Origin of the sequence: Serratia sp. S4 (assembly GCF_000347995.1) — a bacterium.
GTDB classification, from domain to species: Bacteria; Pseudomonadota; Gammaproteobacteria; order Enterobacterales; family Enterobacteriaceae; genus Serratia; species Serratia quinivorans.
The window spans coordinates 2,936,118-2,958,916 of the sequence record NZ_KB661120.1 but is presented as its reverse complement, the minus strand read 5'-3'; the positions used below and the strand labels follow the sequence as shown (position 1 = coordinate 2,958,916).

Sequence of the window (22,799 nt, the reverse complement as noted above, 5' to 3'; positions counted from 1 at the left end):
AAAAACTAGGATTTTCCCATGAAAGTAACAGTTTTTGGTATTGGCTATGTTGGCCTGGTGCAGGCTGCGGTGTTGGCTGAAGTCGGCCACGACGTTATGTGTATTGATATAGACGAGCGTAAAGTCGAAAACCTGAAGAAAGGGAATATCCCTATTTTTGAGCCAGGCCTGACGCCGTTGGTGCAGCAAAACTATGAAGCAGGTCGCCTGCAGTTCACCACCGATGCTAAAGCCGGCGTTGAACATGGCACCATTCAGTTCATTGCCGTGGGCACGCCACCGGATGAAGATGGCTCTGCCGACCTGAAGTATGTGACTGCCGTGGCCCGCACCATCGCGGAACACATGACCGATCATAAAGTGGTGATCGATAAATCTACCGTACCGGTTGGCACCGCAGATAAAGTCCGTCAGGTTATGGAAGAAACGCTGCGCAAACGCGGCAGCACGGTTCCTTTCGATGTGGTTTCCAACCCCGAGTTCCTGAAGGAAGGCGCGGCAGTAGCAGACTGCATGCGTCCTGAGCGAATTGTTATCGGTACCGATAACAAAGATGTGATTGAACCTATTCGCGAGCTGTATGAGCCGTTCAACCGCAATCACGATCGCATGATCATGATGGATATTCGCAGTGCTGAACTGACCAAGTATGCTGCCAACTGTATGCTGGCGACCAAAATCAGCTTTATGAATGAAATGTCTAATCTGGCCGAAATGCTGGGTGCAGACATTGAGAAAGTGCGTCAGGGTATCGGCTCTGATTCCCGTATTGGCTATCACTTTATCTATCCAGGCTGTGGTTATGGTGGTTCCTGTTTCCCGAAAGACGTTCAGGCCCTGATCCGCACGGCTGAACATATCGGCTACCAGCCAAAACTGTTGCAAGCCGTAGAGCAGGTTAACTATCAGCAAAAATATAAGTTGACCAAGTTCATCAAACATCACTTTGGTGAAGATCTGAAAGGCAAAACCTTTGCGCTCTGGGGGCTGGCATTCAAGCCAAACACCGACGACATGCGTGAGGCTTCCAGCCGGGTGCTGATGGAGCAACTGTGGGAAGCAGGTGCTACCGTTCAGGCGTACGACCCTGAAGCCATGAACGAAGTTCAGCGCATCTACGGTCAGCGTGACGATCTGAAGCTGGTAGGCACCAAAGAAGCTGCGCTGCAGGGCGCTGACGCGCTGGTTATCTGTACCGAATGGCAGAACTTCCGCGCACCGGATTTCGACGTGATTAAAGGCTCGTTAAAGCAGCCGGTGATCTTTGATGGTCGTAACCTGTTTGATCCTGAACGTCTGGAAAGTCGTGGCTTTACCTATTATGCGATTGGCCGCGGTGCGTCCATTCAGCCGGTTATTTAAGGGATAAATATGAAATTCCTGGTTACAGGCGCGGCAGGGTTTATTGGTTATCACACCGCTGAGCGTCTGTTGGCCGCTGGGCATCAGGTTGTCGGTATCGACAACCTGAATGATTATTACGATGTGGGTCTGAAAATGGCTCGCCTCGATCTGCTGGCGGATAAACCCGCCTTCCGGTTTATTAAGCTGGATTTGGCCGATCGCGAAGGCATGGCGCAGCTGTTTGCCGAGCACCTGTTCCAACGGGTGATTCATCTGGGTGCTCAGGCCGGGGTGCGTTATTCATTGGATAACCCGCTGGCGTATGCAGACTCGAATCTCATCGGGCATTTAAATGTGCTGGAAGGGTGCCGACACAATAAAGTTGAGCATCTGTTATATGCCTCATCCAGTTCGGTATATGGTCTGAATCGTAAGCTGCCCTTTGCGACCGAAGATTCTGTTGATCACCCGATATCTTTGTACGCGGCAACCAAAAAAGCCAATGAGCTGATGTCGCACAGCTACTCCCACTTATATGGTCTTCCAACCACCGGTCTGCGTTTCTTTACCGTATATGGCCCGTGGGGACGCCCGGATATGGCGCTGTTCAAATTTACCAAGGCCATATTGGCGGGTGAAAGCATCGATGTATATAACCACGGAGAGATGCACCGTGACTTTACCTACATCGACGATATCGCTGAGGCTATTGTGCGGTTGCAGGCAGTTATTCCTCAGGCAAATGCTAGCTGGACGGTTGAGCAGGGTTCACCGGCGACCAGTTCTGCGCCATACCATATCTATAATATCGGCAACAGCAGCCCGGTAAAGCTGATGGAATATATCAGCGCACTGGAACAGGCGTTGGGGATCGAGGCGCGTAAGAATATGCTGCCGATGCAGCCTGGCGACGTGTTAGATACCAGTGCCGATACTGCGGAACTTTATCGTGTGATTGGCTTCAAGCCTGAAACCAGCGTTGAAGAAGGTGTGAAACGCTTTGTTGAATGGTATAAGTCTTTTTATAAAGTTCAGTAATTGAGCTGTACGTAAATGCTATAAGGGGCCACGGCCCCTTTTTTATGCTTTGCAAAAGTCAGGAAGGGTCAGCTAGCCGAGAAGCAAGACCAATGAGGTAGAAGGTTACCTGCATAGGATAATTACGCAAAGTCTGACTTGTGTTCTACTACTTCTGAAAATAAGCATAACAAAAAGGCTCCCAAGGGAGCCTTTTTAACTTGCAGCTGAATGCTATTACAGCAGGAAATCGTCCAGAGATTTACCTTGCTCTTCGATAGCTTTCTTAATCACTGCTGGGGTACGGCCCTGGCCAGTCCAGGTTTTCTGTTCGCCGTTTTCGTCTTTATATTGGTATTTGGCCGGACGTGCTGCACGTTTAGCTTTACCAGCGGCTTTAGTTGCAGCCATAGTTTGCAGCAGTTCATTAGGATCAATACCGTCAGCAATCAGCATTTCACGATATTGCTGCAGTTTACGGGTGCGTTCTTCAACTTCTGCTTGAGCCTGGCTGTCTTCTTCGCGACGTTCGTTCACAACAACTTCCAGTTTTTCAAGCATTTCTTCCAGCGTTTCCAGGCTGCATTCTCTTGCCTGTGCACGTAGAGTACGGATGTTGTTCAAAATCTTTAATGCTTCGCTCATTGTCCTAGTCTCAAATTATATTGGTGGGGGGCGTCTGGATAATAATAGAGTGCTCTTTTCTTTTCTGCAATAGCCAAATTGAAAAGGAAGGCTCAAATTTACCTTTTAAAACACTAAACCAGAACACTCTGGCTAATATAGGCGGGGGAGATAAGTATTACAACCGTCATTTTTAAGTCAAATTTTCAACAGTGACGGTAAGTTTGCTATGCCGCAATGGCATTCATGACTAAGTTATAATTGTGTTTTATATCAATATTACGTCGAATTCTGTGGGTTAAATCACGCGACCAAGTATGCAAACACTGTAAACAATGGGGGTATACGAGTAAAGATAACGTCAAGAACTGTACCCTGGCTTTTTTATGTCATTAAATACTCTGGCGTGGTGCTAAGGAGTGTTAATAGATTTAATTCCGTCCCGACTTGGGGCTCCTGGGGCTTTTCTGTGCTGGCGTAACCATTAATGCCGGGGGCTAATCATTAGCAGTAATTAAATGTGATGTCAGACAAAAATTATCCTGTAAATAGATGTAAAGGTAAGAGGTGCAGCGAACAGAATGTTTCACTTGAAAGTTTGGCATTCGTTTAGCGAGATGTTGATTAACCCAGAGACGTGAGCAGGCCGACAGCTTATGGTACACTTTACCTCTGAATCAACCTTCGAATATTTCTTATACCATTGGAGTTGCGGGCCCATGGCTCAACTTTATTTTTATTACTCTGCTATGAACGCAGGGAAATCTACCGCGTTGTTGCAATCTTCATATAATTATCAAGAGCGTGGAATGCGTACGTTGGTGTTTACCGCAGAAATAGATCATCGGTTTGGTGTCGGCAAGGTCAGCTCGCGGATCGGACTGTCGTCACAGGCGCAGCTCTATAATAATGAGTCGATGCTCTATGCGATGATTGCACAGGAACATCAACAGCAACCGGTACATTGCGTGTTGTTGGATGAAAGTCAGTTCCTGACGAAACAGCAGGTTGAGCAATTGTGTGATGTCGTCGACCAACTGGATATTCCGGTTCTGTGTTATGGCTTGCGTACCGACTTCCTGGGGGAACTGTTCATTGGCAGCCAATACTTGCTGGCCTGGGCAGACAAACTGGTAGAGTTGAAAACCATCTGCCATTGCGGACGCAAGGCCAATATGGTGCTACGGCTGGATGAAAGCGGGCAGGCTATGCATGCCGGTGAGCAGGTAGTGATAGGGGGGAACGAGAGCTACGTCTCCGTTTGCCGCAAGCATTACAAAGAAGCCATACAGGCACTGGAGTAGCGTTTAGAACGCCACAGGAAGCCTTGTGGCGTGTTTGAGCGCTATTGCGCACTCAGGTAAGTACTAGCCAACGTGACACATAAAAAAACCGCCTTTCGGCGGTTTCAGACTACTGACAAAGCCCGTTATTAGGGAGAGCGTGCCGAAGGGGTCGTAGCGGCTTGCCCGCCGGAGCGCCCCTCGGTGCGCTAGGCCCGGGTATCTCGGATTCAAAGACAACTTTGTCATCAAACTCAAACCGCCTTTCGGCGGTTTTTTATTGGTTCAATGAACCGTTATTTTTTGGACTTTTTTTCTGCTTTGGCCGCCGCTGGAGCTACCAAAACTTCTTCATCTTCCGCTTCACTAAACTTACGGCCGTAGAAGGTATCCAGCATGATTTGCTTGAGTTCGGCAATCAGCGGATAACGCGGGTTGGCGCCGGTACATTGGTCATCAAAGGCGTCTTCAGACAGTTTGTCGACTTTCGCCAGGAAATCGGCTTCTGTCACACCGGCTTCACGGATTGAGGCCGGGATGCCCAGTTCAGCTTTAATCTCGTCCAGCCAGGTCAGCAACTTCTCGATTTTCTGCGCGGTACGGTCGCCCGGTGCACTCAGACCGAGGTGGTCTGCGATTTCACCGTAGCGGCGACGAGCCTGTGGGCGGTCGTACTGGCTGAATGCCGTTTGCTTGGTTGGGTTGTCGTTCGCGTTATAGCGAATAACGTTGGAGATCAGCATGGCGTTGGCCAGACCGTGTGGGATGTGGAACTCAGAACCCAGTTTGTGGGCCATTGAGTGGCAAACCCCCAGGAAGGCGTTGGCGAACGCGATGCCGGCGATGGTCGCGGCATTGTGCACGCGCTCACGGGCGACCGGGTTCTTGGCACCTTCTTTATAGCTGGCTGGCAGATATTCTTTCAGCAGTTTCAACGCTTGCAGCGCCTGACCATCAGAGTATTCGTTCGCCAGTACTGAAACGTAAGCTTCCAGTGCGTGAGTCACCGCATCCAGGCCGCCAAAGGCGCACAGGGATTTTGGCATGTTCATCACCAGGTTGGCGTCAACAATGGCCATGTCCGGGGTCAGAGCGTAATCCGCCAGTGGATATTTCTGGCCGGTCACGTCGTCGGTCACTACCGCAAATGGAGTCACTTCTGAACCCGTACCTGAGGTGGTAGTCACGGCGATCATTTTCGCTTTGACGCCCATTTTCGGGAACTTGTAGATACGTTTACGGATATCCATAAAGCGCAGCGCCAGGTCTTCGAAATGGGTCTCAGGATGTTCGTACAGTACCCACATGATTTTCGCCGCATCCATCGGTGAACCACCGCCCAGCGCGATAATCACGTCTGGTTTGAAGGAGTTCATCTGCTCCGCGCCTTTACGCACGATGGACAGGGTTGGGTCTGCTTCAACTTCAAAGAACACTTCTGTTTCAATGCCGTGCGACTTCAGTACGGAAGTGATCTGGTCTGCATAACCGTTATTGAACAAGTAGCGGTCGGTCACAATGAAGGCACGTTTTGCCCCGTCGGTCGCTACTTCTTCCAGCGCGATAGGCAGTGAGCCACGGCGGAAGTAGATTGATTTCGGAAGTTTATGCCACAACATGTTTTCTGCTCGCTTCGCTACAGTTTTCTTGTTGATCAGGTGTTTTGGACCGACGTTTTCAGAGATGGAGTTACCGCCCCAGGAACCGCAGCCCAGCGTCAGAGACGGAGCGAGTTTAAAGTTGTACAGGTCACCGATACCACCCTGAGACGCTGGGGTGTTGATCAGGATACGTGCGGTTTTCATCTTGTCGCCGAAGAAGGCAACGCGTTCCGGCTGGTTATCCTGGTCGGTGTACAGGCAAGAGGTGTGGCCGATACCGCCCATGGCAACCAGTTTTTCCGCTTTGCTGACGGCGTCTGCAAAGTCTTTGGCGCGATACATGGCCAGCGTAGGCGACAGTTTTTCGTGAGCGAAAGGCTCGGTTTCATCAACCAGTTTCACTTCACCGATCAGCACCTTGGTGCTTGCCGGCACTTTGATGCCCGCCATTTCAGCGATTTTCGGTGCAGACTGGCCAACGATAGCCGCGTTCAGGCCGCCGTTTTTCAGGATGATGTCCTGTACGGCTTTCAATTCTTTACCCTGCAGCATGTAGCCACCGTGGCTGGCAAAACGTTCGCGTACGGCATCATAGATGGAGTCAACCACGATGACCGACTGCTCAGAGGCGCAAATCACACCGCTGTCGAAGGTTTTAGACATCAGAATTGAGGCGACAACGCGTTTGATATCCGCAGTTTCGTCAACCACAACTGGAGTGTTACCTGCGCCAACGCCGATTGCCGGTTTGCCGGAGCTGTAGGCGGCTTTCACCATGCCTGGGCCACCGGTTGCGAGGATCAGGTTGATGTCAGGGTGGTGCATTAACTGGTTGGACAGTTCAACGGTAGGTTGGTCAATCCAGCCGACGATGTCTTTTGGTGCACCGGCGGCAATTGCGGCCTGCAGTACGATATCCGCTGCCTTGTTGGTAGCGTTTTTCGCACGTGGATGCGGGGAGAAGATAATGCCGTTACGGGTCTTCAGGCTGATTAAAGCTTTGAAAATGGCCGTAGAAGTTGGGTTGGTGGTAGGCACGATACCGCAAATCAGGCCAATAGGCTCTGCAATGGTGATGGTACCGAAAGTATGGTCTTCGGCCAGGATGCCGCAGGTTTTTTCATCTTTATAGGCGTTGTAGATAAACTCTGATGCGAAGTGATTCTTGATCACTTTATCTTCAACGATACCCATACCGGATTCTTCAACGGCCAGTTTGGCCAAAGGAATACGGGCATCGGCAGCGGCGAGGGCAGCAGCGCGAAAAATTTTATCAACTTGCTCTTGAGTGAAGTTGGCATATTCGCGCTGGGCTTTTTTGACACGTGCAACTAGCTCGTTCAGTTCAGCGACATTTGTTACAGCCATAATGCTCTCCTGATAATGTTAAACTCTTTCAGTAAATCAGCCGTGCGAGCAAGTAGTATAGACATTTCGGTGGGAAATGCTGTTTTAAAAACAAAGGCTTTCCACCTTTTTTTGCCGCATGCTGCTGATTTGCTTAAAGAGCTTTACCCGATGCTTCAGCAGGAGAAGACAGCGGGCCGAACAGAGATGCCACTTTTTCCTTAACCTGTTCTACTCCCTGACTACGACTAAGAGCTTAACTACTCTTGGGTAGTGATTTTGTGATTTAAATCATAAAAAACGCAAGCTGACACCATTCAGCCATGGTTTTTGAGAATCATTCTTGATAACTGTGATGTCAGGCTCTTTTCTCAACATAAAAAATCATAAACCGTACATTGCTTTAACAATAGAGAATTATCTTATCTGCGAAGGTGTAAATAGAGATAAATCTCGCGTATGAGCAATGGATTACCCATGGCAATTCTATTACATTAGCGCGCGAAGGCAGTGTCACTTTTAAAGCTATTAAAGCGGAGTCATTTGTGGGCCAATCTCTGTTGGATTTTTCCGGCTTCATTAAATTTTTTGTCGGCCTGTTTGCGCTGGTAAACCCGGTGGGTATTTTGCCGGTGTTTATCAGCATGACCAGCTACCAGGCGGCGGCTGGGCGCAATAAAACCAACCTGACCGCCAACCTGTCGGTCGCCATCATCCTGTGGACCTCGCTGTTTTTGGGGGAGGGGATTTTGCGCATGTTCGGTATCTCTATTGATTCATTCCGCATTGCCGGCGGCATCCTGGTGGTCAGCATTGCCATGTCGATGATCAGCGGCAAACTGGGTGAGGACAAACAGAACAAGCAGGAAAAATCAGAGAGCGCAATCCGTGAAAGCATTGGGGTCGTGCCATTGGCATTACCACTGATGGCTGGGCCGGGTGCTATCAGCTCCACTATTGTCTGGAGCTCCCGCTATCATAGCTGGCAGAACCTGCTGGGATTCAGCCTGGCTATCGCGTTGTTCGCTTTTTGCTGCTGGCTGTTGTTCCGGGCTGCGCCTTTGCTGGTGCGCCTGTTGGGGCAAACCGGCATTAACGTCATTACCCGTATCATGGGGTTGCTGCTGATGGCGTTGGGTATCGAGTTTATCGTGACTGGCATAAAGGCGATATTCCCCGGCTTGCTGTAATCAGCCGAATGAGTCGCGAATAGGATGATTCGCGGCTCAAATTAATTTTAAAATTAAAAACTATTATTAGCTCGCATTAATATAGTGCGTAATATGAATGAATTTTCTTCACTTGCACCATGATGTGGCATAAATCTCAATTTGTTGCTCAATAAAAGCTCTAAGCGTTGTTTTTACCCCTTATCTTCCTCACTTCCTGCCCTTTTTCGCCTCCCGAATATCAAATTTGCTGTTAATTTAATCACATCATTCTGTAGGGCTTGTCTCGCTTTCATCCAGGTGTTATTAGTGATTAACCGCACATAAGCAGGTGTTTGTTCTTTGAACGGCGGCTTTGTTAACTGAATGTTTCTTTATCTGGTGTGTGGGTTCGCTGCGTACGGCTTTGATGGCGGTGGGTTAAATTTTAATGATTAAAATCAATAGGTTGATTTGCACCTTTGTTACCCCCTCTTCGGGGTGACAAAACCCGTCTGATGCAATAAAAGAGAATTGCTTAACATTTCTGTAAAAATTATTGGCTATGGAAATTGCCTTCTGCTAATTTCCGAGCAACTTTCTACGCGTAATTAACGCTATCGCGTCGACAAAGTGGGAATGATTTTTGCTGGTGTCTGTTTATTTAGAATTCTTATAAATACTTCACGAATATCGATAAGCAATGCTTGTTGGTGAAAAGGAGCCTCGACCATGCAGCAAACCCTAAAGCACACACCATTAGCTATGTTGATTGCCGGCCTGCTGAGTATCAGCGCCGTTTATTCTGCTCAGGCGGCTGATGTTCCGGCCGGGGTGCAATTGGCCCAGCAGCAGAAGATCGTCATTAACAACGGCTCGGAAGTGGCTTCATTGGATCCGCACAAGGTTGAAGGCATACCGGAAAGCAATATCATTCTGAACCTGCTGGAAGGGCTGGTCAGCACCGACGCCAATGGGCACGTGGTCGCGGCTGCGGCGACAAATTGGGAAAATCAGGATTTTAAGACCTGGACTTTCCACCTGCGTCCCGACGCAGTTTGGAGTGACGGCTCTCCAGTTACCGCGCAGGATTTTGTCTACAGTTGGCAGCGCCTGGCCGATCCGAAAATTGGCTCACCTTATGCCAGCTACCTGCAGTACGCCAAAGTTGAAAATATCGATGCCATTCTGACCGGCAAGCAAAGCCCGCAGACGCTCGGTATTAAAGCTATCGATGATAAAACTTTTCAGGTCACGCTAAGTGAGCCGGTGCCATATTTTATCAGCATGCTGAGCCACACCTCGCTGAAACCGGTAAAGCGTTCGGTGGTTGAGAAGTTTGGCGACAAGTGGACGCTGCCGGCAAACTATGTCGGTAATGGTGCGTATCGCTTGAAAGATTGGGTGGTGAATGAGCGCATTGTGCTTGAACGCAGCCCGAGCTACTGGAACAACAAGAAAACGGTTATCAGCCAGGCAACCTTCTTGCCGATTGCCTCAGAGGTCAGTGACGTCAATCGCTTCCGCAGCGGTGAAATCGATATCACCAACAGCGCCATCCCGCCGAACCTGTTCGCGAAAATGAAAAGCGAGATCCCTGAGCAATTGCACGTTAACCCTTACCTGTGCACCTTTTATTACGAGATTAACAACCAGCGCGCGCCTTTTACCGATGCCCGGGTGCGAGCCGCAGTGAAACTGACGTTGGATCGCGACATCATTGCCAACAAGATCATGGGCCAGGGGCAGATCCCGGCCTACAGCTTTACTCCGAGCTTTACCGAGGGTGCCAAATTCACGGCGCCGGAATGGGCAGGGTGGAGCCAGGAGCAACGCAATGCCGAGGCGAAGAAATTGTTGGCCGAGGCAGGCTTCAGCGCGACCAAACCGCTGAAATTCACATTGCTGTACAACACTTCAGATCAAAATAAACAGCAGGCGATCGCTGCCGCGTCCATGTGGAAGAAAAACCTCGGTGCGGATGTCCAGCTGCGCAATCAGGAGTGGAAAACCTCGCTGGAAAGCCGCCATCAGGGGCAGTACGACGTGGCACGGGCCACCTGGTGCGGAGACTATAACGAGCCTAGCGCTTTCCTGAATCTGGTTGTCTCCAATAGCAGCATCAATACCATTTTTTACAAGAGCCCGGCGTTTGACGCGCTGATGGCCAGCACGCTGAAAGCGCCGGACGAAGCTGCGCGTGCTGCTCTTTATCAGCAAGCGGAGGCTCAGTTGGACAAAGACTCGGCGTTGATCCCGGTGTATTACCGCGTCAGTGCGCGCCTGATCAGACCGTCGGTGGGGGGCTTTACCGGTAAAGACCCACTGGATTACACCGATGTAAAAAACCTGTACATCATCAAGCAGTAACGAGGGGTATTACGCCACGCCAACAGGGGTGAGTAATACAAGGGAGTCCGCCTGCCGTATTCGTTCAACGGCCGCCGGCATAACAAGGTCCGCTCACGGGCAACGCAGGTTCCACGACGAGCCTGTGATAATAAAAACTGGAGTATACACACATGACCAACATCACGAAAAAAACCATCCTTGCGGCCGGCATCATTGCCGCGCTGGGTATCACAGCAACCGGAAGTGCTTTTGCGGCCGTTGTGCCGGCGGGTGTACAACTGGCAGACAAGCAAGAGATAGTTAAAAACAACGGTTCGGAAGTACAGTCGCTGGATCCGCACAAAATTGAAGGCGTACCTGAAAACAACATTACGCGCGATCTGATGGAAGGCCTGGCCAACAACGGCCCGGATGGTTCCATTGTTCCAGGCGTGGCCGAAAGCTGGGATAACAAAGATTTTAAAGTCTGGACCTTCCATCTGCGTAAAGACGCAAAGTGGTCGAATGGCAAGCCGGTAACGGCACAAGATTTCGTGTATAGCTGGCAGCGCGTGGTGGATCCTAAAACTGCATCCCCATATGCCAGCTATCTGCAATATGCTCACGTAGAAAACGTTGATGACGTTATCGCCGGTAAAAAAGACAAGTCTACCCTGGGCGTAAAAGCCATCGACGATCACACCTTCCAGGTCACCCTGACCGAGCCGGTGCCTTACCTGGTTGAAATGACGCCGCACTATGCGATGAAGCCAGTATTTAAAGACGCGGTCGAGAAGTTTGGTGAGAAATGGACCCTGCCGGCGAATTACGTCAGCAATGGTGCCTATAAGTTAAAAGACTGGGTCGTTAACGAACGTATCGTGCTGGAACGTAACCCGGAATATTGGGATAACGCGAAAACCATCATTAATAAAGTGACGTTCCTGCCAATTTCGTCTGAAGTGACCGACGTAAACCGCTACCGTACCGGTGAAATCGACATGACCTATAACAACATGCCGATTGAACTGTTCCAAAAGTTGAAAAAAGAGATCCCGAAAGAAGTTCACGTCGATCCATATCTGTGTACTTATTACTACGAGATCAACAACCAGAAAGCGCCATTTACCGATCAGCGCGTACGTGAAGCGCTGAAGCTGGGTCTGGATCGCGACATCATCACCAATAAAGTGAAAAACCAGGGTGATTTGCCGGCCTACAGCTTCACCCCACCTTATACCGATGGTGCCAAGTTGACGCCACCAGAGTGGTTCGGCTGGACGCAGGAAAAACGCAACGAAGTGGCGAAAAAACTGCTGGCTGAAGCGGGTTACGGCCCGGGGAAACCACTGACTTTCTCACTGCTGTACAACACTTCTGATCTGCACAAAAAATTGGCGATCGCCGCAGCCTCCATCTGGAAGAAAAATCTGGGCGTGGACGTGAAGCTGGTGAACCAGGAGTGGAAAACCTTCCTCGATACCCGTCATCAGGGTACCTATGACGTAGCTCGTGCCGGTTGGTGTGCCGACTACAACGAACCAAGCTCGTTCCTGAACATGATGCTGTCCGACAGCAGCAGTAACACCCCGCACTATAAGAGCGCGGAGTTCGATAAGCTGATGGCGAACGTGCTGACGGCGAAAACCAAAGAAGAACGCGCTGATTTGTATCAGAAAGCCGAAGTGCAGCTGGATAAGGATTCGGCCATCGTTCCGGTTTATTACTATGTGAATGCCCGTCTGGTGAAACCTTATGTTGGCGGTTACACCGGTAAAGACCCACTTGATAACGTGTACGACAAAAATTTGTACATCATCAAGCATTGATACGGTAAGTGCCGGCGGTGTAAACCGCCGGCCCATGTTGAGAATAATAAGCCGTTATCAGGCTGCAGCACAGGGTTAGGGCAATGCTTAAATTTATATTTCGTCGCTTGTTAGAAGCGATCCCGACACTATTTATCCTTATTACCATCTCATTCTTTATGATGCGTCTGGCTCCCGGTAGCCCATTTACCGGTGAGCGCGCGTTGCCACCGGAAGTCATGGCTAACATCGAGGCCAAATATCATTTGAACGATCCGATCTGGAAGCAGTACGGCCATTATTTGGCGCAACTGTCGCAAGGCGATTTCGGCCCGTCGTTCAAATACAAGGATTACTCGGTTAACGATCTGGTCGCCGCTTCATTCCCGGTATCCGCCAAGCTCGGCCTTGCCGCATTCTTGTTGGCGGTAGTCCTGGGGGTTAGCGCCGGGGTAGTGGCTGCACTGAATCAAAATACCAAATGGGATTACACGGTGATGGGCTTTGCCATGACCGGGGTAGTGATACCCAGTTTCGTGGTGGCGCCGTTACTGGTGTTGATTTTCGCCATCACGCTGAAATGGTTACCAGGCGGCGGTTGGAACGGTGGCGCACCGAAGTTTATTATCTTGCCGATGGTGGCGTTGTCACTGGCTTATATCGCCAGTATCGCCCGTATTACGCGTGGCTCGATGATTGAAGTGCTGCACTCAAACTTTATCCGCACCGCCCGTGCCAAAGGGTTGCCGATGCGTCGCATCATTTTCCGCCATGCGCTCAAACCGGCGTTATTGCCCGTGCTTTCCTATATGGGCCCGGCGTTTGTCGGCATCATCACCGGTTCTATGGTGATTGAAACCATCTACGGCCTGCCGGGTATTGGCCAGCTGTTTGTTAATGGTGCGCTGAACCGCGATTATTCTTTGGTATTGAGCCTGACCATTTTGGTGGGTGGCCTGACCATTTTGTTTAACGCGATCGTCGACGTGCTGTACGCCGTTATCGATCCAAAAATCCGTTATTAAGCTGGAGCACGCAAATGATGTTGACGAAAAAGAACAGCGAGGCTCTGGAGAACTTCAGCGAAAAGCTTGAAGTGGAAGGGCGCAGCCTGTGGCAGGATGCCCGTCGCCGCTTTGTGCACAACCGTGCGGCAGTCAGCAGCCTGTTTGTGCTGGCGCTGATTACCCTGTTTGTGATTGTAGCCCCCTGGCTGTCACAGTTTGCCTATGACGATACCGATTGGGCGATGATGTCGGCAGCACCGGCCTTTGACGCAGGGCACTACTTCGGGACCGATTCCTCCGGGCGTGATTTGCTGGTACGTGTAGCGATTGGCGGACGTATCTCATTGATGGTCGGCGTTTCCGCTGCGCTGGTGGCGGTCATTGTTGGTACCCTGTACGGCGCAATGTCCGGCTACCTAGGCGGTAAAATTGACTCGGTAATGATGCGTCTGCTGGAGATCCTCAACTCCTTCCCGTTTATGTTCTTCGTGATCCTGCTGGTGACCTTCTTTGGTCAAAACATTCTGCTGATCTTTGTGGCGATCGGCATGGTGTCCTGGCTGGACATGGCGCGTATTGTGCGTGGACAAACCCTGAGCCTGAAACGCAAAGAGTTTATTGAAGCGGCGTTGGTATGCGGGGTTTCCAGCCGCAATATCGTACTGCGTCACATCGTGCCGAACGTGCTCGGCGTGGTGGTGGTATACGCTTCATTGCTGGTGCCGAGCATGATCCTGTTCGAATCTTTCCTCAGTTTCCTGGGGTTGGGTACTCAGGAGCCGTTAAGCAGTTGGGGTGCATTGCTGAGCGATGGTGCCAACTCGATGGAAGTTTCACCGTGGTTGCTGCTGTTCCCGGCGGGTTTCCTGGTTGTTACTCTGTTTTGTTTCAACTTTATCGGCGATGGTCTGCGTGACGCCCTCGACCCGAAAGATCGTTAAGGAGTGCAATCATGAGCACCATTGAAAATCCGCAGTTGCAAACCGGTACCGGTGTTAAATCACCGCTGTTACTGGATGTTAAAGATCTGCGCGTGACCTTCGGCACTCCGGACGGTGATGTGACGGCCGTCAACGATCTTAACTTTGACCTGCGTGCCGGTGAAACGCTGGGGATCGTGGGTGAATCTGGCTCCGGTAAATCCCAGACCGCTTTCGCGCTGATGGGGCTGTTGGCCAGCAATGGCCGCATTGGCGGCTCGGCCAAATTTAACGGCCGCGAAATCCTCAACCTGCCGGAAAAACAGCTCAACAAGCTGCGGGCAGAAGAGATTTCGATGATCTTCCAGGACCCAATGACTTCGCTCAACCCTTATATGCGGGTTGGCGAGCAGTTGATGGAAGTGCTGATGCAGCACAAGAAAATGAGCAAAAGCGAAGCCTTTGAAGAGTCGGTTCGCATGCTCGATGCGGTTAAAATGCCGGAAGCGCGTAAGCGCATGCGTATGTACCCGCATGAGTTTTCCGGCGGTATGCGCCAGCGTGTAATGATTGCCATGGCGCTGCTGTGCCGGCCCAAACTGCTGATTGCCGATGAGCCGACCACCGCACTGGACGTGACGGTTCAGGCACAGATTATGACGTTGCTCAATGAGCTGAAGCGCGAGTTCAATACGGCCATCATCATGATCACTCACGACCTGGGGGTGGTGGCCGGTATCTGTAACAAAGTGCTGGTGATGTACGCCGGGCGGACCATGGAATACGGCAGCGCGCGTGACGTGTTCTATCATCCGAGCCATCCTTACTCCATCGGTTTGCTGAATGCGGTGCCGCGTCTGGACGCCGAAGGTGAGGCGCTGATGACTATTCCAGGTAACCCGCCGAACCTGCTGCGTCTACCAAAAGGCTGCCCGTTCCAGCCGCGTTGTGCGTACGCGATGCCGCAATGTTCGAGCGCTCCGCCATTGGAGCAGTTTGGTGAAGGGCGCTTGCGTGCCTGCTTTAAACCGGTGGAGGCGTTGGTATGAGTACGATAACCGACAAGAAAGTGTTGCTTGAAGTGGCCGATTTGAAAGTGCACTTCGACATTCATGATGACAAACAGTGGTTCTGGCAGCCGCCGAAAACCCTGAAGGCCGTTGACGGCGTGACGCTGCGCCTGTTCGAAGGGGAAACTCTGGGCGTGGTGGGTGAGTCTGGTTGTGGTAAGTCCACCTTCGCCCGCGCCATTATCGGTTTGGTGAAGGCCACCAGCGGGCGCGTTGCCTGGCTGGGTAAAGACTTGCTCGGTATGAGTGACGTTGACTGGCGCAAAACCCGTAGCGATATCCAGATGATTTTCCAGGATCCGCTGGCTTCGCTGAACCCGCGCATGACCATCGGTGAAATCATTGCCGAACCACTGCGCACCTATTACCCAAAAATGCCGCGTCAGGAAGTGAAGGACAAGGTTAAGGCGATGATGCTGAAGGTTGGCCTGCTGCCAAACCTGATCAACCGCTATCCACATGAGTTCTCCGGCGGTCAGTGTCAGCGCATCGGCATTGCCCGTGCCCTGATCCTTGAGCCGAAACTGGTGATTTGCGATGAACCGGTTTCGGCACTGGACGTGTCGATTCAGGCTCAGGTGGTGAACCTGTTGCAGCAACTGCAGCGCGAAATGGGCCTGTCGCTGATTTTTATTGCCCATGACCTGGCGGTGGTAAAACACATCTCTGACCGTGTGCTGGTGATGTATTTGGGCCATGCGGTGGAGCTGGGCACCTATGACGAGGTGTATCACAATCCTCAGCACCCTTATACCAAAGCGCTGATGTCTGCGGTGCCAATCCCGGATCCAGACAAGGAGAAGGACAAACAGATCCAACTGCTGGAAGGGGAACTGCCTTCGCCAATTAACCCGCCATCCGGCTGCGTGTTCCGTACCCGTTGTCCGATTGCCGGGCCGGAATGCGCCAAGACGCGTCCACTGCTGGAAGGCAGCTTCCGCCATGCGGTTTCTTGCCTGAAGGTCGATCCGCTGTAACCGGCCACTTCAATCCGTTGTGTCGCCTAATTCAGGGTTCATGTTCATCATGAACCCTTTTTTTATAATCCCACATCACAAAACCGACAAAACCACATTTTTAATAGTGGTCTACAGCACTGTTGTTTTTAGATTAAAAAACAATTAACTGATTATAAGGAAATTAATTGCATTTTTGTGTTGGCTGAGTTTTTTCTTTAGCGTTGCTTGGTGTGGTTTTGGTGTTGTAATTACCGTTTTTGTGTGGTTTTATTATCACATGTTTCGTGGTGAGATAACGCGTATGACACAGCTGAATGAAAATGTTGATGTGGTAGTTATTGGTGGTGGCGTGGTGGGATGTGCCGTTTTCCGGCGTTTCACCCTTATGGGGGCGAAAACGCTATTGCTGGAGCGGGGCGGTGATATCTTGTCGGGCGCCAGCAAGGCTAACAGCGCCATTTTGCATACGGGCTTCGATGCACCTACAGGAAGCCTGGAATTACAATGCATGCAGGCCGGCTACGAAGAATATTTGGCGATCAGGGAAAAGATGAATCTCCCGCTGTTGCAGACCACGGCTATTGTGGTGGCCTGGAATGAAGAACAGCTTGCCGCTCTCCCTGGCATTGTGAAGCAAGCGCATGAAAATGGGGTGACTGACGTGGAGCAAATTTCAGCCGCTGATGTTTACCTGCGCGAGCCCAAATTGGCCGAAGGGGTGCTGGGGGGCGTATTTGTCCCCGGCGAATATGTCATCGACCCCTGGAGCGCGCCGCTCGCTTATGTCACGCAGGGCGTGATGCATGGCGGAGAATACCGTTTCAATTGCGAAGTGACCAATGCGACGCAGGATGAGCAAGGCTGGTTATTAAACACCCGTCAGGGCAGTGTGAGAACCAGGCTGGTGATTAACTGTGCAGGCAACCATGGCGATTTGATCGATGGACTGTGGCGTACGCCGGACTATGAGATCCGCCCACGCAAGGGGCAGTTTCTGGTCTATGACAAAGCGGCGGCCGCAGATATCAATGCCATTATCTTGCCGGTACCGACAGCCACCACCAAAGGCGTTCTGCTGTGTCGGACTATCTTCGGCAATATGATTTTGGGTCCAACGGCCGAGGAACAAACCGATCGTGATCGTGCGGATGTGGATGAGGCGGTGCTTAAAGGGCTGATTGAAAAAGGCAGCCAAATGCTGCCGACGTTGGGCCAATATACCGTTACCGCCACCTATGCTGGCCTTCGCCCAGCAACGGAAAAGAAAGAGTATCGAATTTATCATTACCCTCAGGATAATTGGGTCAGCGTAGGTGGCATTCGGTCCACCGGGCTGACTGCCGCGTTGGGCATTGCCGCCCATGTGGAAGATCTTTACCGCAACCATTTCAGCGAGCTGTTTTCAACCCAACCGCCAGCCGAGGTGCAGTGGCCGGTGATGCCGATGTTGTCTGACTACCAACCGCGCGATTATGCCTGTTCGGGCAATGGCGGCATCATTTGTCATTGCGAATTGGTTACGCGACGCGAGCTGGAGGCGGCCTTCCACTCGGCGGTACCGCCTGAATGTATCGGGGGTCTGCGTCGCCGCACTCGCGTCATGATGGGACGTTGTAACGGTTTTTTCTGTAGTAATCAGGTTGCCGAAATTGCGGGCGACCGTCTGGATAATACGCTGGTCGTCGGGAGGGTAGAATGAGTCGATTATACGACGTCATTATTATTGGCGCAGGGCCTGCCGGTTTGGCCGCCGCCCGGACTTTATGGGACGAGGGAGTAAACCGCGTTCTGTTGTTGGAAAGAGAAAAGGAGGCGGGTGGTGTACCGCGCCATTGTCGCCACCCAACCTTCGGCATGCAGACCTTCCACCGACCGATGAAAGGACATATTTGGGCCAAGCGGATATTGAGCCTGGTGCAAAACAATTGTGAAATCAGAACCGGCACCACGGTGGTGAATATCAAACCCGGTGGTGAAGTGACGGTCTCCAGCGACCGGGGTCTTGAAACCCTGGTAGGTAAACGCGTCATTATTGCCACCGGTGTGCGCGAAACGCCACGCCACGCCAGACTGGTTAGCGGCGTCAGGCCGCAGGGGGTGCTGACCGCGGGGGCATTGCAGCAGTTTATCTATTTGAAAAAACTAAAGCCGGGTATTCAACCGGTGATCATAGGGTCTGAATTAGTCAGTTTTTCCACTATCTGGACGTTACGCAATGCGGGTATTAAAGCCCTGGCGCTGATTGATGAAAACATCCGGCCAACTGCGTTTCGTCTGGCAGCAATATATGCCCGCCTTATGGGGGTGAAACTCCACCTGGGGGCGCATGTTACCCAGATCAATGGCCGTGAACGGGTGGAAAGTATCGAATTTACCGCCGCAGACGGCAGTGCGCAGCAACTGGCCTGCGACAGTATTATCTTTACCGGCCTTTTTACCGGTGAATATACGCTGATTCGTAACAGCCACCTGGCCTATGAGCCAGAGAGTGGCCGTCCATGGTTCGATCAACATGGCCGTTGTTCTGACCGCGATTATTATGTGGTGGGCAATATGACTCATCCCGCTGATATGGGCGATCAGTGTTACCTGGAGGGGTTACGCGTAGGTCGGTTGGTTGCACAATCACTACTACGGCAAGGTGCGCAGCGTTTTGATATTCCAGTTCAATTGGATGAGGTATTCCGTATTGCCGCACCCAATGTTATCTCCGTCTCGCCAGAGGCCGCGGATCGCGTCACATTGAACGTGCGTGTTAACCGCTATCATAAAGGCGAAATCATCGTGCGTGATGGTGAAAAGGAACTTTACCGTGGTAAACACCGTTGCTTGCCTGAACGTCGTATTCTTCTGAAAAATATCGATATTTCTGGCTTAACATCGGACAGCCAAATAAGGGTTATCGCCCGCTAGGCTTTCTTTACTCGGCCCATCGAAAAGCCTGCAAATTTGCAGGCTTATTTTTGGTTCGGATTACAGAGAGTTATTTAAATTCGTGCTCAACTTCTGACCACAGGCTTACGCGTTGATTGCGAGATTGATAGAACTCAATCTCTCGCTTGATGCCTGCACTGTTATCCCAGCCGGCAAGATCCAAAATAACCAACTCTTCCATCAAATCTAAAAACAGGGCGTCAACGGGAGCCCACATTTTACCAATCTCTGCCTTATCGGTCTTTGCCAACTGCAAATTAATCGGGTGCGACATGGTTACCTGACTGAAAACCGCATGGCCCGCCTCGATGATGTTGGCAGCGACTTTATTACAAGCAAGGAAACGCTCCTGGACTACATTCTCATCGGCATGGCTGTAGGGGCAGGCAAGGAATATCTTACGCATGGTGACCTCATAGATTTAAAATAAAGCTGCGCCTTGGGAAGGCACAGCAAGGGAATAAAATAGGGGGATTAAATGGTTTGAGGGACGGCCGGTCGATCGTTTTGTACCGCGTCCTCTTCAACCTGATCGCGCTTTTCCATACGTTGCGCTTCCGGTACGGAAATGAAGATAGCGATGGCTACGGCAATGGCGCCGGCAAGAAATTTTCCGACCATAATTGGCAGGACCAGGGTCGGCTGGAAGTTAGCGGTAAAGGCCAAATGGTCGCCTAATGTGGCCTGGGCGCAGATACCAAAAGCCACGCATAACACTTTGTCGCGGGCTCGCATATCTTTGAACAGGTGATAGACGGCGATGATATTTGCCAGCACCATGACCATGCCAATGGCTCCAGCGTCGGTAAGCCGAAGTTGGCGGCCAATAAACTTCATCGGGCGCTGACAATATTTTTGGAACAGGTAACAAATCGGGAAGGTACCTGCCAGCATGATGCCGATATAACCGGCAATCTCAATGGCCCGATAAAGTTCTTTTTCGTCGGCGAAGAGAGGGTCAAATACCCAACCGCCAAAGATTTTGCTAAACACGCCGGTGAAGTGCTGAATAATGCAGGCGGCCAGCACCATCTTGATAAAGGCATCCATAATTTTGCCAAAGAACAGGAAGCATTTAACCATCCACAAGGTTCGGTATTTCAGTCCCAATGCCAATAGAATACAAAAGACAAACAGGGGCGAAAGTAGCTGTAAGGCATTGAAAAAGTCGATGCTCAGGTAATGGTTGGCGGGTGAAGATGTGGAGATAATGTCCCTCATAGGAATATTATTGAAGGTGATGATCGTCAATGAAATCAATACCCCAAATGGGATGCTGATCAATCCTGCCATGGCGCCCAGAGCCAGATATTTGTGGTCTTTGGGTTGTAACATCACCAGACCGACCGGGATCAAATAAACGATGCTGGCACCCGAGGTGTAGCCAATCAGCATCGCGGTGATCCATTGATCCCGGTTTGCGGCAATGGCGTCCGCCAACTGGTAGCCCCCCATATCAACGGCGATAATGGAAAGGGCGGCAATGGACGCATCCGATCCCATTGATTGGAACAGTGGGCCGACGGTGTAGGTAATGGCGTAAGAGAGGATCGGGATCGCCGCCATAATACCGGCTTGTGCCAGAAATACGGGGCCAATCGAGTGGATACCATTGACGAACTCCTTGCCTAAGCCGCTTTCGGGTTTTATCACCGATGCCATGGCACCGAGCAGGGTTCCGGCCATAATGATATAGATAATGATGTTGCCAATCTCAGACATAACTGCCTCCATTTTTCTTATTATTTATTCGCTACGCAGATTGCGGGAACGGGAAATAATGTCCTTATATTTTGCAAAATAAGGGGACAGATCGCGTTCTGCAGGTTCAGTAGTAACGTGTTGTGTGCTTACGTTCATGGGGTGGGCATTACCTAACCCCTTGCGCGCCAATAAAGCGACGCCCTGGGCGGTAATTTCCCGGTTTGACGGCGTGACGATGCGTTTTTGGATCAGGCTGGCCAGAAACTGTTTAAAGTAGAGATTTGCCGATAGGCCACCGTCCACAGAAATGGTGTCGCCAATGGGGCGAACTTTGTCCATGGCGTAGATCACCTCGGCTGAGCGCATGGCGATCCCTTCAAGAATGGATTGCAGCATATCTTTGCGTTCGGTTTCGAGCGACAACCCGGCCCAGAGACCCGCAGCGGAGCGATCCCAATATGGGCAGCCCAACCCAGAGAGCGCAGGGATAAATGCCAATCCACGAGCAATAGCCGGTTGATCCGGGAAGTCTGAGAACTCCTCGATATCACTGTACAGGCCGATCTTTTTGGCCCAGTTGATGGCTGATGCCGCGTTATAGACGCCGCCATCCAGGCCATAGAGCGGGGGTTCACCCGGTAATTTCCAACATAGCGTCGGCAATAGACCCGAGCCCTGCGCATCGGGCACCACGGTACCGGTAATAGACTGCAAAAATGCGCCAGTACCGAAAGTGATTTTCATCTGGCCGGGTTGCAGGCAGCCATGGCCATAGGTACCGGCAAATTGATCGACGATGCAGGCGGTCAATGGCGTGGTATTGCCAGAGCAAGTCACATCGCCAAAGTGGCCGATATTATCCCGAATTTCTGGCAATGTGGCGATTGGAACACCAAAAATCCGGCACAGTTCTTCATCCCATTGCAGGGTGTGAATATTGAACAGCGAAGTCCTGGAGGCTGAGTTGTAGTCCGTGACATGAGTGCCGCACAGATGGAACATGAAAAAACTGTCCATGGTGCCAAGCCGTAACTGACCGCGGCGGGAAAGCTCGTCGGCACCGGGCACATTGCGCATAATCCAGCCCAGCTTACTGCCTGAGAAATAGGTATCCAGTGGCAAGCCGGTTTTTGCTCGAACGGTTTCTTCTACACCTTCTGCTCGCAGACGGCGGAGAACGGATTCAGTTCGCTGGTCTTGCCAAATAATGGCGTTATATAGCGGTAAACCGCTCTGCGCATCCCAGGCAACAACGCTCTCTCCCTGATGAGCCAAACCCATAGCATCGACGACGCCACACTGGCTGATACAGGTTCGTATGTTGCGCAGGATCTCCATCGGGTCATGTTCAACCCAACCCGGATTGGGCGTTAGCTGTTTATGCGCGATGGCGGCGGGGGAAAAGTGTTTCCCATCCTCGCCGAACACCACGACGCGTGTTCCGGTTGTTCCTTGGTCAATGGCTGCATAGCGTTGGTTCAGCATAAAGCCCTCAGGTCTATTTGTGGTTTAGATGTTGTCATTGTGCCCGTTTATATTACTTATTATCATTAAAGCACATTAAATCAACATTAAAATCACAACATTCGATTTAATTGTGACCAATATCGCGGTTTTTACTGATGGCAGTGTGGTTATGATGTGGTTGTTGCTGTGTTTTTGTGTGTGAAAGTTCAATAGGCTGTTGCTTCATGGTTGGAGT

The 22,799-nt window shown here is 51.1% G+C and carries 17 protein-coding genes; 12 read left to right on the top strand and 5 right to left on the bottom strand.

Annotated elements, in window-relative coordinates:
• The first annotated feature begins 18 nt into the window (after positions 1–18).
• Both SERS4_RS0114540 and SERS4_RS0114535 read left to right on the top strand, forming a co-directional pair.
• A complete protein-coding gene (locus SERS4_RS0114540) occupies positions 19–1,362 on the top strand; it encodes a UDP-glucose/GDP-mannose dehydrogenase family protein (protein ID WP_017893054.1) in 1,344 nt (447 codons plus the stop codon).
• Positions 1,363–1,371: 9 nt separating this feature from the next.
• Positions 1,372–2,382, top strand: coding sequence for an NAD-dependent epimerase (locus SERS4_RS0114535; protein ID WP_017893053.1), 1,011 nt, complete (start codon positions 1,372–1,374; stop codon positions 2,380–2,382).
• Between the two features lie 216 nt (positions 2,383–2,598).
• On the opposite strand, the gene hns is transcribed toward SERS4_RS0114535, so the two are convergent.
• Positions 2,599–3,006 carry a histone-like nucleoid-structuring protein H-NS gene (gene hns, locus SERS4_RS0114530; protein WP_017893052.1) on the bottom strand — a complete coding sequence of 136 codons (408 nt, stop codon included), beginning with the start codon at positions 3,004–3,006 and terminating at the stop codon, positions 2,599–2,601.
• 698 nt (positions 3,007–3,704) lie between these two features.
• On the opposite strand from hns, the gene SERS4_RS0114525 reads away from it, so the two are divergent.
• Positions 3,705–4,289 carry a thymidine kinase gene (locus tag SERS4_RS0114525; RefSeq protein ID WP_017893051.1) on the top strand — a complete coding sequence of 195 codons (585 nt, stop codon included), beginning with the start codon at positions 3,705–3,707 and terminating at the stop codon, positions 4,287–4,289.
• 275 nt (positions 4,290–4,564) lie between these two features.
• Here SERS4_RS0114525 and adhE read toward each other — a convergent pair whose 3' ends face one another.
• Complete coding sequence (gene adhE / locus SERS4_RS0114520) at positions 4,565–7,237, bottom strand: bifunctional acetaldehyde-CoA/alcohol dehydrogenase (protein WP_012145430.1); 2,673 nt, start codon at positions 7,235–7,237, stop codon at positions 4,565–4,567.
• Between the two features lie 524 nt (positions 7,238–7,761).
• On the opposite strand from adhE, the gene SERS4_RS0114515 reads away from it, so the two are divergent.
• The 9 genes from SERS4_RS0114515 (at position 7,762) to SERS4_RS0114475 (ending at position 19,372) form a co-directional block, all read left to right on the top strand.
• Complete coding sequence (locus SERS4_RS0114515) at positions 7,762–8,406, top strand: YchE family NAAT transporter (RefSeq protein ID WP_012145429.1); 645 nt, start codon at positions 7,762–7,764, stop codon at positions 8,404–8,406.
• Between the two features lie 690 nt (positions 8,407–9,096).
• Entirely contained in the window at positions 9,097–10,734 is a 1,638-nt protein-coding gene (locus SERS4_RS0114510) for an ABC transporter substrate-binding protein (protein ID WP_017893050.1), read from the top strand.
• A gap of 152 nt (positions 10,735–10,886) precedes the next feature.
• Positions 10,887–12,524 (top strand): oligopeptide ABC transporter substrate-binding protein OppA, encoded by a 1,638-nt coding sequence (gene oppA / locus SERS4_RS0114505; protein ID WP_017893049.1) that lies wholly within the window; start codon positions 10,887–10,889, stop codon positions 12,522–12,524.
• Positions 12,525–12,607: 83 nt separating this feature from the next.
• Complete coding sequence (gene oppB / locus SERS4_RS0114500; protein WP_012145426.1) at positions 12,608–13,528, top strand: oligopeptide ABC transporter permease OppB; 921 nt, start codon at positions 12,608–12,610, stop codon at positions 13,526–13,528.
• Positions 13,529–13,542: 14 nt separating this feature from the next.
• The gene (gene oppC, locus SERS4_RS0114495) at positions 13,543–14,451 is read left to right on the top strand and encodes an oligopeptide ABC transporter permease OppC (RefSeq protein ID WP_012145425.1); all 909 of its coding nucleotides are present in this window, start codon (positions 13,543–13,545) and stop codon (positions 14,449–14,451) included.
• Positions 14,452–14,462: 11 nt separating this feature from the next.
• A complete protein-coding gene (locus SERS4_RS0114490; RefSeq protein ID WP_012145424.1) occupies positions 14,463–15,479 on the top strand; it encodes an ABC transporter ATP-binding protein in 1,017 nt (338 codons plus the stop codon).
• Positions 15,476–16,477: a murein tripeptide/oligopeptide ABC transporter ATP binding protein OppF gene (gene oppF / locus SERS4_RS0114485; protein ID WP_017893048.1), complete on the top strand. Its 1,002-nt coding sequence runs from the start codon at positions 15,476–15,478 to the stop codon at positions 16,475–16,477. Before SERS4_RS0114490 ends, oppF begins: the two co-directional genes overlap by 4 nt.
• A gap of 283 nt (positions 16,478–16,760) precedes the next feature.
• Positions 16,761–18,158, top strand: a complete 1,398-nt coding sequence (locus tag SERS4_RS0114480) for an NAD(P)/FAD-dependent oxidoreductase (RefSeq protein WP_026142400.1) — start codon at positions 16,761–16,763, stop codon at positions 18,156–18,158.
• Positions 18,155–19,372 carry an FAD-dependent oxidoreductase gene (locus tag SERS4_RS0114475; RefSeq protein ID WP_017893046.1) on the top strand — a complete coding sequence of 406 codons (1,218 nt, stop codon included), beginning with the start codon at positions 18,155–18,157 and terminating at the stop codon, positions 19,370–19,372. The genes SERS4_RS0114480 and SERS4_RS0114475 overlap by 4 nt, the downstream gene beginning before the upstream one ends.
• A gap of 70 nt (positions 19,373–19,442) precedes the next feature.
• Here the strand turns inward: SERS4_RS0114475 and SERS4_RS0114470 are convergent, their stop codons facing one another.
• The 3 genes from SERS4_RS0114470 to SERS4_RS0114460 form a co-directional block, all read right to left on the bottom strand.
• Positions 19,443–19,799, bottom strand: a complete 357-nt coding sequence (locus SERS4_RS0114470) for a DUF1937 family protein (protein WP_026142399.1) — start codon at positions 19,797–19,799, stop codon at positions 19,443–19,445.
• A gap of 68 nt (positions 19,800–19,867) precedes the next feature.
• The gene (gene eutH, locus SERS4_RS0114465) at positions 19,868–21,115 is read right to left on the bottom strand and encodes an ethanolamine utilization protein EutH (protein WP_017893043.1); all 1,248 of its coding nucleotides are present in this window, start codon (positions 21,113–21,115) and stop codon (positions 19,868–19,870) included.
• A 24-nt stretch (positions 21,116–21,139) separates the two neighbouring features.
• Positions 21,140–22,582, bottom strand: coding sequence for a glycerol kinase (locus tag SERS4_RS0114460; protein WP_017893042.1), 1,443 nt, complete (start codon positions 22,580–22,582; stop codon positions 21,140–21,142).
• Positions 22,583–22,799: the final 217 nt, after the last annotated feature.

Excerpts from the sequence above, each read along its gene's own strand:
- SERS4_RS0114540 (WP_017893054.1), top strand. The coding sequence starts at position 19 with ATGAAAGTAACAGTTTTTGGTATTGGCTATGTTGGCCTGGTGCAGGCT.
- SERS4_RS0114535 (WP_017893053.1), top strand. The coding sequence starts at position 1,372 with ATGAAATTCCTGGTTACAGGCGCGGCAGGGTTTATTGGTTATCACACC.
- hns (WP_017893052.1), bottom strand. The coding sequence starts at position 3,006 with ATGAGCGAAGCATTAAAGATTTTGAACAACATCCGTACTCTACGTGCA.
- SERS4_RS0114525 (WP_017893051.1), top strand. The coding sequence starts at position 3,705 with ATGGCTCAACTTTATTTTTATTACTCTGCTATGAACGCAGGGAAATCT.
- adhE (WP_012145430.1), bottom strand. The coding sequence starts at position 7,237 with ATGGCTGTAACAAATGTCGCTGAACTGAACGAGCTAGTTGCACGTGTC.
- SERS4_RS0114510 (WP_017893050.1), top strand. The coding sequence starts at position 9,097 with ATGCAGCAAACCCTAAAGCACACACCATTAGCTATGTTGATTGCCGGC.
- oppA (WP_017893049.1), top strand. The coding sequence starts at position 10,887 with ATGACCAACATCACGAAAAAAACCATCCTTGCGGCCGGCATCATTGCC.
- oppB (WP_012145426.1), top strand. The coding sequence starts at position 12,608 with ATGCTTAAATTTATATTTCGTCGCTTGTTAGAAGCGATCCCGACACTA.
- oppC (WP_012145425.1), top strand. The coding sequence starts at position 13,543 with ATGATGTTGACGAAAAAGAACAGCGAGGCTCTGGAGAACTTCAGCGAA.
- SERS4_RS0114490 (WP_012145424.1), top strand. The coding sequence starts at position 14,463 with ATGAGCACCATTGAAAATCCGCAGTTGCAAACCGGTACCGGTGTTAAA.
- oppF (WP_017893048.1), top strand. The coding sequence starts at position 15,476 with ATGAGTACGATAACCGACAAGAAAGTGTTGCTTGAAGTGGCCGATTTG.
- SERS4_RS0114480 (WP_026142400.1), top strand. The coding sequence starts at position 16,761 with ATGACACAGCTGAATGAAAATGTTGATGTGGTAGTTATTGGTGGTGGC.
- SERS4_RS0114475 (WP_017893046.1), top strand. The coding sequence starts at position 18,155 with ATGAGTCGATTATACGACGTCATTATTATTGGCGCAGGGCCTGCCGGT.
- SERS4_RS0114470 (WP_026142399.1), bottom strand. The coding sequence starts at position 19,799 with ATGCGTAAGATATTCCTTGCCTGCCCCTACAGCCATGCCGATGAGAAT.
- eutH (WP_017893043.1), bottom strand. The coding sequence starts at position 21,115 with ATGTCTGAGATTGGCAACATCATTATCTATATCATTATGGCCGGAACC.
- SERS4_RS0114460 (WP_017893042.1), bottom strand. The coding sequence starts at position 22,582 with ATGCTGAACCAACGCTATGCAGCCATTGACCAAGGAACAACCGGAACA.